10 protein-coding genes are annotated in these 9,698 nt (G+C 59.5%); 5 read left to right on the forward strand and 5 right to left on the reverse strand.

Annotated elements, in window-relative coordinates:
* Nucleotides 1-66: 66 nt before the first annotated feature.
* On the forward strand, nucleotides 67-1,008 hold the full coding sequence (locus ACRESD_RS02200; protein WP_431749430.1) for a hypothetical protein: 942 nt from the start codon (nucleotides 67-69) through the stop codon (nucleotides 1,006-1,008).
* A 61-nt stretch (nucleotides 1,009-1,069) separates the two neighbouring features.
* Here ACRESD_RS02200 and ACRESD_RS02205 read toward each other — a convergent pair whose 3' ends face one another.
* Nucleotides 1,070-2,221: an MFS transporter gene (locus ACRESD_RS02205; RefSeq protein WP_431749431.1), complete on the reverse strand. Its 1,152-nt coding sequence runs from the start codon at nucleotides 2,219-2,221 to the stop codon at nucleotides 1,070-1,072.
* 338 nt (nucleotides 2,222-2,559) lie between these two features.
* Between ACRESD_RS02205 and ACRESD_RS02210 the strand changes: the two genes are divergently transcribed.
* Complete coding sequence (locus tag ACRESD_RS02210; RefSeq protein WP_431749432.1) at nucleotides 2,560-3,561, forward strand: diaminopimelate epimerase; 1,002 nt, start codon at nucleotides 2,560-2,562, stop codon at nucleotides 3,559-3,561.
* A 38-nt stretch (nucleotides 3,562-3,599) separates the two neighbouring features.
* Here the strand turns inward: ACRESD_RS02210 and codA are convergent, their stop codons facing one another.
* The 4 genes from codA to ACRESD_RS02230 all read right to left on the reverse strand — a co-directional run bounded on the left by codA (nucleotide 3,600) and on the right by ACRESD_RS02230 (nucleotide 7,133).
* Nucleotides 3,600-4,835, reverse strand: coding sequence for a cytosine deaminase (gene codA / locus ACRESD_RS02215; RefSeq protein WP_431749433.1), 1,236 nt, complete (start codon nucleotides 4,833-4,835; stop codon nucleotides 3,600-3,602).
* Between the two features lie 47 nt (nucleotides 4,836-4,882).
* Complete coding sequence (locus tag ACRESD_RS02220) at nucleotides 4,883-5,506, reverse strand: NUDIX hydrolase (protein WP_431749434.1); 624 nt, start codon at nucleotides 5,504-5,506, stop codon at nucleotides 4,883-4,885.
* A 114-nt stretch (nucleotides 5,507-5,620) separates the two neighbouring features.
* A complete protein-coding gene (gene queD, locus ACRESD_RS02225) occupies nucleotides 5,621-5,977 on the reverse strand; it encodes a 6-carboxytetrahydropterin synthase QueD (RefSeq protein WP_003190259.1) in 357 nt (118 codons plus the stop codon).
* 76 nt (nucleotides 5,978-6,053) lie between these two features.
* On the reverse strand, nucleotides 6,054-7,133 hold the full coding sequence (locus ACRESD_RS02230; RefSeq protein WP_431749435.1) for a patatin-like phospholipase family protein: 1,080 nt from the start codon (nucleotides 7,131-7,133) through the stop codon (nucleotides 6,054-6,056).
* A gap of 148 nt (nucleotides 7,134-7,281) precedes the next feature.
* On the opposite strand from ACRESD_RS02230, the gene ACRESD_RS02235 reads away from it, so the two are divergent.
* The 3 genes from ACRESD_RS02235 to ACRESD_RS02245 are packed head-to-tail and all read left to right on the forward strand — an operon-like array spanning nucleotide 7,282 to nucleotide 9,589.
* The gene (locus ACRESD_RS02235) at nucleotides 7,282-7,605 is read left to right on the forward strand and encodes a PepSY domain-containing protein (protein ID WP_431749436.1); all 324 of its coding nucleotides are present in this window, start codon (nucleotides 7,282-7,284) and stop codon (nucleotides 7,603-7,605) included.
* On the forward strand, nucleotides 7,605-8,273 hold the full coding sequence (locus ACRESD_RS02240) for a response regulator transcription factor (RefSeq protein WP_431749437.1): 669 nt from the start codon (nucleotides 7,605-7,607) through the stop codon (nucleotides 8,271-8,273). The genes ACRESD_RS02235 and ACRESD_RS02240 overlap by 1 nt, the downstream gene beginning before the upstream one ends.
* Entirely contained in the window at nucleotides 8,270-9,589 is a 1,320-nt protein-coding gene (locus tag ACRESD_RS02245) for a sensor histidine kinase (RefSeq protein ID WP_431749438.1), read from the forward strand. The genes ACRESD_RS02240 and ACRESD_RS02245 overlap by 4 nt, the downstream gene beginning before the upstream one ends.
* Nucleotides 9,590-9,698: the final 109 nt, after the last annotated feature.

Raw genomic sequence — 9,698 nt, forward strand, 5'->3', positions numbered from 1 at the left:
ATGGGAGCTTGTGCCGTATTGACTTAAGGCCCTGGCTACGCAATCTGGATTAGGTGGAGGTGAATCATGAGTGGCGTCATCAACAATCTGGGCTACACGCAAATGCCCATGTCAAATACCCCGACTATGCCCCTAGCAGGAGTGGGCGCACAGGCGGGCAATGGCCAATCTCGGTATGAGGTAGATGCCCGTGCACTGGGTAAACCGTTGCCGGCGGCGCAAGCATTCAATTCCAAATTCGCGAACGGCGCCGACCGACACTTTGACGGTCAGAACCTGTACGGAGGCATGACAAAGGTCGGGAACCCCTTTGTCAGCTCAGACGACCACCTGCTGGCGACCGACCTGAAGACCAACCTGTCATTGCTGGACGCCTTCAAGAAAGATGGACGGCTGACACAGGGATCTTTGCAGGAGATAGCCAAAGAGGAACCGAACAGTAGCAAGGTTTCGGAGCGCACAATCATGTTGGCGCGAGAAATCCTCAACCGTCCCCGATTGAATGATGCGATCACTGCAAAGGGGGGTGAAATCACTCATGAAAGCCTGACCAAGGCGGGTGATTCGCAAATCGGCAATACCAACCCCAACACCCAGAGCGCGGACCCGTTCCATGCGAAAACCGATGCTCAGGTCGTCCAGGCATTCAGAGGGAAATTTGATGACTGGCGGGACAAGGCGGAGGACTTCAATCCCTTTTTTGGTAAAGAAAAACATCGGTACGTGAAGAGAGAAACGATCCTGGAAATTAGCAAGGACCCTAATGTCACGGACAATAAAGGCGAGGCAGTACGGGACCCTCGTACCGGGTTTCCTTTGAAAAAGTACAGTGAACAAGAGGTGTATCTGGCCAAAAATCTTGCGGAGAGACCCGGGTTAATGGACTCTCTGGATAGCTACAAGGCCAACGGTTACAGCCTCTTCGGCAGCCGTAACGACGATGGGTGGCTGAAAAACTACAGCATTGATCGCTGGCTGGAGAACGACAAGAAAGAGAAGGGAAATTAAACAAGCGTGCAGGTCAGCACGAGCTGCTTGAAAGACTCAACCCGCTCGTGCCGTCTCGTGTTCATACCCGCAATATTTTTCCACTGACCGCTACCGCCACCAGCAACCCACCGATCAACAGAAAAGCAGTCGCCAGGCTGCTGCCATGGGCAATGAATCCGATCACGGCAGGGCCGGCCAGTATTCCCGCGTATCCCAGCGTGGTAATCGCAGGAACGGCAATGTGTTCCGGCATGACGTTTTGCTTGCCGACGGAGGTATAGAGCACCGGGACAATATTCGAGCAGCCAGCGCCTACGAGCGCATAGCCCAATAGTGCCATTTCCCATGCCGGGGACAGCGTGGCGAGGAACAAACCGGCTGCTGCAAGCGAGCCACCGATCACGATTACCCGGGTAGCGCCCAGACGACGCACAATCGCGTCACCGGTCAAGCGCCCGGCAGTCATCGTCAGGGCAAATGCTGCATAACCAAGCCCCGCGTAGGCTTCGTCCAAGCCGCGCTCTGCGCTGAGAAACACGGCGCTCCAGTCGAGTATGGCCCCTTCGGCGAGAAAAACGATAAAACACAAGCAGCCGATAAACAGCACCACACCATGGGGAATAGCAAACGCCGGCCCTGAGCTTTCACTGCCATAGGGCAATAAATGGGGGCCAGCCTTGAGCAGGGCCAACACCATAACGACGATCACCACCAAGGTTGCCTGCAGCGGTGAAAAGCCCAACCCCAAAAGCCCGGAAACACCCGCGGCACCCACAATACCGCCCAGGCTGAACAAGCCATGGAACCCCGACATCATGGTTTTGCCGCTGGCGCGCTCAACGATGACCGCTTGCAGGTTGACCGTTGAATCCACCGTGCCCAAGCCTGCACCAAACAGGAACAGCCCGGCCATGAGCAGTGGAATCGAACTGACGGTGGCCAGCATCGGCAGAGCCAGGCAGATCATGATCGTGCCGGCGCTCAGTACGCGACGGCAACCAAAGCGTGACGCCAATATACCTGCCATCGGCATGGCGAGGATCGAGCCTACCCCCAGGCACAACAGCAGCAGGCCTAGCGTGCCTTCATTGAGCTGCGCACGCGCCTTGGCATACGGCACCAGTGGCGCCCAGGCGGCGATGCCGAAGCCGGCAATGAAAAACGCGATACGGGTCGACATTTGCTCCAGCCGCCCGGGAACCACGGGCGCTGGGGTGGGGATGGCAGTCATGAAAAATCCTTGGTTTTGCGTTCAACGAACGATGTCCGGCGTGACATCCTTGCACATCAGGCCCTGTCGAGCGAGCCGGGTTCCCTGAGGATTAATCCACGGGGCGTGACTTTTATTTTTACAAACACGGAACGCCCTGAGTGATGGCGACCACATCAGTGTGTAGGAAGTGGTCTGGAGGGTACGTACTCCCCGCGAGGACTGATGAACCCCCAGGCTTCTTGGGTTACGACCTTCCGGGCCACTTCCCACACCTGGAGCGTTCTGTAATACGCTGCTGGCCAATAAGCACGCAGCGGTACGGACGAACCCATGAGAATTTCCAGGCAGGTCGGAGCATGACCCGTTTCTACGATGCACGCGGTAATATCTATGGCGTAGTCAGCCCGGCGTTTTTGCGCAGCCAAGGCGTCGAACTTCCAGACAGTGCCAGCCTGGCGGCGAGCACGCGACAAGCCTGGGCCGCAATGGCTATCGCATCCGAATGTGGTTGGGGAACATTGCCTCGCCCGGCGGACGCCAAGGCACATCGCTGCGATGGTTTGCTGGTCGGACCGTTTCAAGCTGCGCCACCGTTCGATCTGCTGATCGTCAACACTGACGGCACGTTGGCAGAGCGCAGTGGCAACGGCTTGACCATCTTTGCCCAAGCGTTGACCGAACAGGGCCTGATGACTCAAGCGTGTGAGCTGCGGGTGCATCACGATAAGTCGGATGCAGCGTCGCCGTTGGTCACCCATGTCGAACCGGCGATCTACGAACAGGTCGCAGGGTTCTGGCTGGCCTTGGGGCAGCCGGCGTTCGGTCCTGCTGCGGTCGGCGCCGAAGGTGTTGAAGTCGTCACGGCGGGGCATCGTGAGTTCAGCCACATAGCCGCCCTGGCTGCTGTCAACCCGCAATGGGCACGTAGCCAGTTTGTGCGAGTGGGTAACCCCCATTGCGTGACGCTGGTCGAACAGGTCTTGGACCTGCCAGAAAACCAGGCTATGCACCAGGCTGCATTGTTTGCGCGCTTGCAGGCGATAGCTTTTGCTCCCCCTGGCGGCAGCGGCCACCCCTGCGTGACCGGTGTCAATTTGCAATGGGCTGCGCGTGCCTCAGGTAATCGGGTGATTGCTCGAGTGTTCGAGCGCGGCGAGGGGCCGACGGCGTCTTCGGGGACTAGCGCCAGTGCCGTGGCGTGCGCGGCATGGCGGGCGGGCTGGATTGACGCCGGCGAAGTGGCCGTGGTGATGCCGGGAGGCACGGCGCCTGTCCGTTTGCACGCAGCAGCCGAAACCCTGTTGAGCGTCAGTCTGTTCGGGGCCGCGCACCGGCAGGCGCAAGCAGGGGAGTACTAGTTGACCGTTCGGGTTTTGAAGACCAGCGCGCCAACTGGCTATAAAAAATCCACCTGTGCCGGCTGGCGTTTCATCAGTACTTTGCCGTTGCGGACCGAGTACAACGGCAAGCCCTGGTTGCGGATCACTTCATAGTCGCTGTCTGCCGACAGAATTAACAGGTTGGCCGGACGCCCCGGTTCCAGGCCGTAGCGTTCACCCAGGGCCATAGCCTTGGCACTGTTCTCGGTGACGAGGTCCAGGGCGCTTTGCAGGGTGCGGTAGCCGAGCATGTGGCAGATGTGCAAGCCGGCTTCCAGTACGCGCAGGATGTTGCCGTTGCCCAGCGGGTACCAGGGATCGACGATGGAGTCCTGGCCAAAACACACGTTCATGCCGGCCTCGAGCAGTTCGTTGACACGGGTGACGCCGCGTCGTTTCGGGAAGCTGTCGAAACGGCCTTGCAGGTGGATGCTTTCGGTCGGGCACGAGACAAAGCTGATGCCGGAGTGCCCAAGCAGGCGAAACAGTTTGGCGCAGTAGGCATTGTCGTAGGAGCCCATGGCCGTGGTGTGGCTGGCGGTGACGCGGGCGCCCATATCGCGGCTGCGGGCTTCTTCGGCGAGCACTTCGAGAAAGCGTGAGTGCGGGTCGTCTGTTTCATCGCAGTGTACGTCCACCAGGCAGCCGGTACGTTCGGCCAGATCCATAAGGAACTTCACCGAACTCACACCTTGGTCGCGGGTGTACTCAAAGTGAGGGATGCCACCGACAACGTCGGCGCCCAGGCGAATTGCTTCTTCCATCAGTTCACGGCCATTACGGAAGGACTCGATGCCTTCCTGGGGAAAGGCCACGATTTGCAATTCGATCAGGTGCGAGGTTTTTTCGCGCACTTCCAGCATGGCTTTCAACGCAGTGAGGTCGGGGTCGGTGACATCGACATGGGTGCGCACATGTTGGATGCCGTGGGCGGCGAGGGCCTGGATGGTTTTTTGGGCGCGGGTCTTGGTGTCTTCTTGAGTAATGGTGGCCTTGCGTTCTCCCCAGCATTCGATGCCTTCAAACAACGTGCCGCTCATGTTCCAGCGTGGCTCGCCGGCGGTCAGGGTCGCGTCCAGGTGAATGTGCGGTTCGACGAAGGGAGGGATGACCAGGTTGCCGGCGGCATCCAGGTCACCGGGCATTAAAGTGGGGGCTGCTGATTGCGGGGTAATGCTGGCGATCCGGCCGTGTTCCAGGTGCAGATCATGCAGGCCGTCACGATTGCGCAGGCGGGCATTGATGATGTGCATGGGCAAGTTCCTCTTGGACAAAAAGACAATCAGGTGGTCGTTTGGAGTCAGTCGAACAATGTCTGTGTGGTCTCACCGCGATGAAACGCAAACGCCGCCTCAAGATCGCTTTCAATGGTGCGTCCTCGGGACAGCGGGGGCAGGTCATCCAGAGTGAAAAAGCCCACCTCCGTGGTTTCGAACCCGGCCATCGGCGCCAACAGGTCCGCCCGTTCGCAGAGAAAGTACAGCTTGTAGAAGTCGCGTACGTCCGGGCGATACAAGCCCTTGGCCTTGTGCGTAACGCTGTACAGCGCTCGTGCGGTCACCGTCAGCCCGGCTTCTTCGCGGATCTCCTTGACGATGTTTTCCGCAGCCGACAAGCCGATATCCGCATAACCTCCCGGTAGCGCCCAGCAACCATCGGTCAGCTCTTTCACCAGCAGAATGCGGTCGCCTTCGATTACTGCGCCCCGCACGTCGATCATCGGGGTGGAATAGCGCTGGGCAAAATCCGACACCAGCCCGGTGATGCGTTCCAAGGGCACTTCGGCCAGTTGCGCCAGCATGCTGTGGGCAATCTCGGCAATTTCTTCCAGGCGCTCACGCTCGAAATCGTCGGTGCAAAAGTGCAGCCCGGTGGAGGCCAGCGCCTGCAAGCGCTTGGCCTGGGCCAGCCAGAGGTTTTCCATGGGGTTCTCCTGTAGGCACTTGGCCGTATGGACACGATGGCCGGATGCCTCGACTGTAAGGGAGCCGCAGGCATAAAAAAACCACCGCAAGGGTGGTTTCTTCACATCGCCGGCTTATTCGCCGCGATAGATGCAGCCGCTGGTGCAGGTCTCATGGATGCGAATGGCGCTGAGTTCCGGCAACAGTGGTTTGAGTTCGTTCCAGATCCACTTGGCCAGGACTTCGCTGGTCGGGTTTTCCAGGCCGGGGATGTCATTGAGGTAGTTGTGGTCGAGGCGTTCGTAGAGCGGCTTGAAAATCGCCTTGATCTCCGAGAAGTCGCGAATCCAGCCGGTATGAGGGTCCAGGTCGCCGCTCAGGTGGATGGCCACCTTGAACGAATGCCCATGCAGGCGCCCACATTTGTGGCCTTCCGGTACGTGGGGCAGGCGGTGGGCGGATTCGAAAGTAAACTCTTTGAAGATTTCCACAGTGGTTTCAGCTCGGTCAGGTGTCTGGCAGGCGGCGAGTTTAACAGTTTGATCCGTCGCCGCGCATACCGCTGGGTCAAAGCGCCTGCAAGCGCTCGCCCAAGCCACCGTTATCGACCAATTCCAGGAACTCATCGCCCAGTCGTTGGCTTTCGCTCATTGCCGTTTGCCAGTATTGGTTGCGGCTTGGATCATCGCCCATGAAGCGCTTGAAGTCGCTGCGGTCCGGTAATTTGCCGTGGGGCAGGCGCGCCAGGTAATCCCTGGATGGCGCGAGCAGTAATACATCCTGCAAGCCCTGCTGGTTACTGCGTCGCCACGGGAGGCTCTTGTCGAACCAGCCCGGGATGACCCGGTCGGTGAAATGCGGGTACAGCACAATGTCGTCGCCGTGATAGGGCAGGTCGAGGTGATAGTCCAGCAGGCCGCCGTCGCGGTAGGTGCCTGCACCTGCGCCGGGCAGGTCGCGCACGCCTTGCATCACCATGGGAATCGAGCCGGACGCCAGCAACGCCTGGCGCAAATTGCCCAGCTCCAGAGGGAGGAAACGCGAGGGAAAGTCCTTCAATGGATGCACCGGTGGCGCCTGACGTGGATCGTGGATGATCAGCCGTTCGAAATGCCGTGACAGCCGTGCGCGACCGCGCAGGTTATCGGCAATCACCGACGACAGGCCCAGTCCCAAGCGCCCACGATGGTCATCGGCAAGCAGGCCGTGGCTCTTGACCACCATGATGTTCAGGCGATAGTCGGGGTTTGCCAGGATCTGCTCGTCACGGCCGGCCAGCAGGTCATCGAGCATGCGCTGGCAGCTTTGGGTGACTTCGGCCATGGTCACGCCCTTGGCAAAGCGCTGTTCGTTGTACAGGCGACCGAGGTCGAGCAGGCCCTGTACCGGGTCGGGCAGGCAGGCGCTGGCAAACCGCCAGGAGCCGATAGAGGCGCCGATCAGCGCACGTTCACGCGGCGCACGGGGAAGCCAATCGCCGAACAAAGCCAGGTCCAGGCCCTGGATGCCCAAGGCTTTGGGGCCACCGGCCGCTCCGGGTAGGATGCCGACATCGGCTGGCTTGAGGCCCTGTTCGCGAATGCGGGTCATGGCGCGTTGGCCGGCCTTGAGGGTCAAGGCGGGGAATTTGATATGGATGGCTGTCATACCGGTCTCATTTGAAGCGAGCGTGGCAGTATAGAAAATCTCACAAGGCGATGGGGCAGTCGATGGATAGAATTGCCATGGTGGCAATTCAGTTTCAGTTAAGTTGCAACGGTTACCGTCGCGACCTCAAGCAACATCAGGATACGCAATGAAGGTAAATCTACACGCGGGCGGTTCAGTGGCGCTGGTATTGCTTTTGGCCAGCACTCACTTGGCGGCTCACGACCTCGATCAGGACGAAGCCTTGCGCCTGCGCCAGCAGGGCATCATCGCTCCACTGGAACACTTGCTGGGCCCGGCGTTCAAACGCTACCCCGGCGCCAAGCTGCTCGATGCCGAGCTTGAAGAACACAAGGATCGCCCGGTGCGCTATATCTACGACATCGAGTTGCTGACGGTCGAAGGGGTTGTGCGTGAAATCGAGCTCGACGCGAGCACCGGTGCACTGCTCAAAGATAAGGAAGACGATTGATGCGCCTGCTTCTGGTGGAAGACAACGTTCCCCTGGCCGATGAATTAATGGCGGGTTTGCAGCGCCAAGGCTACGCCGTCGACTGGCTGGCCGATGGCCGTGACGCAGTCTATCAGGGCCGTAGCGAGCCCTATGACTTGATCATTCTTGACCTTGGCTTGCCCGGCCTGCCCGGACTTGAGGTGCTGGCGCAATGGCGGGAGGCGTCACTGGCCACGCCGGTGCTGATCCTGACCGCCCGCGATTCCTGGGCCGAACGTATTGAGGGGCTCAAGGCCGGCGCTGATGATTACCTTGCCAAACCCTTCCATCCCGAGGAACTGTTCCTACGCATTCAGTCGCTGTTGCGTCGTTCCCATGGCCAGGCCAACCAGCCCACCCTGCAAGCCGCTGGTCTGCACTTGGATGAGGGGCGCCAGTGCGTGCTGCGTGATGGCGATGAGATTCAACTGACTTCCGCCGAGTTTCGCTTGTTGCGCTACTTCATGCTGCATCCCCAGCAGATCCTTTCGAAAAGTCACTTGGCTGAGCATTTATATGACGGCGAGAGCGAGCGCGACTCCAATGTGCTGGAAGTCCACGTCAACCACTTGCGCCGCAAGCTGGGCCGCAGCGTGATCGAAACCCGGCGTGGCCAGGGTTACCGATTTGGTGCCAGCCCGGCATGAAATCCATTCAGCGGCGGCTGAGCCTGGGCCTGATCAGTGTGATGGTGGTCGTCGGTGTGGTACTGGCGCAGACCAGTCTGTGGTTATTCGAGGCCGGATTGCAGCGCTACCTGGAGGCGGGGTTGCGCAACGACAGCGAAAACCTGTTGGTAGCACTGGTGCGTGGGCCCAAGGGTGTGCAACTGGATGAACAGCGTTTGCCACCGGCTTACCAGCGGCCGTTTTCCGGGCATTATTTTCGTATTGATTTTGCCGACACTCACTGGCGTTCTCGTTCACTTTGGGATCAGGAGTTGCCGCATCTGCAGGAGGCAGGGCTTAAAGGCAACCTACAGTTGGGGCCGGAGGGCCAGCAACTGCTGATCTTGCGTTCGGACTACAAGCGTTTTGGCCAGTCGATTTCCATCAGCGTGGCCCAGGACTACACGCCCGTAAGGGAAAGCTTCCGCCTAATGCGTCAGATCGGTCTGGTGCTTGGGCTGGCGGCGCTGTTGCTGGTGTTGGTGTTGCAACGGATTACCGTGCGCCGTGCCTTGCGTCCGCTGGAAACTGCTCGTGAACAGATCGCCCAATTGCAGCAAGGCCAACGCTCCCAGCTCGACACCCAGGTGCCGCTGGAGTTGGAACCGCTGGTGGCGCAGATCAACCATCTGTTGGCCCACACTGAGGACAGCCTAAAGCGTTCACGCAATGCCCTGGGCAACCTCGGTCATGCGTTGAAAACCCCATTGGCCGTGCTGTTAAGCGCGGCATCCAGCGAATCGCTCAAGGACCATCCGCAACTGAGCAAGTTGTTGCGCGAGCAATTGGAGCAGGTACAGCAACGCCTCAACCGTGAACTGAATCGCGCACGCCTGGCCGGTGAAACCTTGCCAGGCGCATTGTTCGACTGTGAAAAAGAACTGCCCAGCCTACTGGCCACGCTGAGCATGATCCATGGTGAACACCTGGACCTGAGCTATCAGGTGCCATCTGGCCTGCAACTACCCTGGGATCGCGAAGACCTGCTGGAATTGCTCGGCAACCTGCTGGATAACGCCTGTAAATGGGCTGACGCCGAAGTCCGTCTGACGGTCAGTGAAACGGTACAAGGCTATCTGTTGGCAGTGGAAGACGATGGCCCCGGCATCCCCGAAACTGAGCGCGACAAGGTGCTTAGCCGAGGTACGCGCCTGGATGAGCAGATCGACGGCCATGGCCTGGGGCTGGGCATCGTGCGGGATATCGTCGAGATGTGGGGCGGGACGTTGCAGTTGCAAGAAAGTGAGCTGGGTGGCCTGAAAGTGCTGATCGAGCTACCCAAGCGCCAGAGCTGACACACAGCGGATTAAAATGTGGGAGGGGGCTTGCCCCCGATAGACCAGTCAATACCGTCGTTGACTGACACTCCGCCATCGGGGGCAAGCTCCCTCCCACATTGGATCT

The organism is Pseudomonas sp. (assembly GCF_050739995.1).
Taxonomy (GTDB): Bacteria; Pseudomonadota; Gammaproteobacteria; order Pseudomonadales; family Pseudomonadaceae; genus Aquipseudomonas.

What these genes read in the sequence shown, in the direction of transcription:
- ACRESD_RS02230 (WP_431749435.1), bottom strand. Translation starts at nt 7,133, where the DNA reads ATGACAGCCATCCATATCAAATTCCCCGCCTTGACCCTCAAGGCCGGC.
- ACRESD_RS02205 (WP_431749431.1), bottom strand. Translation starts at nt 2,221, where the DNA reads ATGACTGCCATCCCCACCCCAGCGCCCGTGGTTCCCGGGCGGCTGGAG.
- ACRESD_RS02200 (WP_431749430.1), top strand. Translation starts at nt 67, where the DNA reads ATGAGTGGCGTCATCAACAATCTGGGCTACACGCAAATGCCCATGTCA.
- ACRESD_RS02220 (WP_431749434.1), bottom strand. Translation starts at nt 5,506, where the DNA reads ATGGAAAACCTCTGGCTGGCCCAGGCCAAGCGCTTGCAGGCGCTGGCC.
- ACRESD_RS02245 (WP_431749438.1), top strand. Translation starts at nt 8,270, where the DNA reads ATGAAATCCATTCAGCGGCGGCTGAGCCTGGGCCTGATCAGTGTGATG.
- ACRESD_RS02240 (WP_431749437.1), top strand. Translation starts at nt 7,605, where the DNA reads ATGCGCCTGCTTCTGGTGGAAGACAACGTTCCCCTGGCCGATGAATTA.
- ACRESD_RS02210 (WP_431749432.1), top strand. Translation starts at nt 2,560, where the DNA reads ATGACCCGTTTCTACGATGCACGCGGTAATATCTATGGCGTAGTCAGC.
- ACRESD_RS02235 (WP_431749436.1), top strand. Translation starts at nt 7,282, where the DNA reads ATGAAGGTAAATCTACACGCGGGCGGTTCAGTGGCGCTGGTATTGCTT.
- codA (WP_431749433.1), bottom strand. Translation starts at nt 4,835, where the DNA reads ATGCACATCATCAATGCCCGCCTGCGCAATCGTGACGGCCTGCATGAT.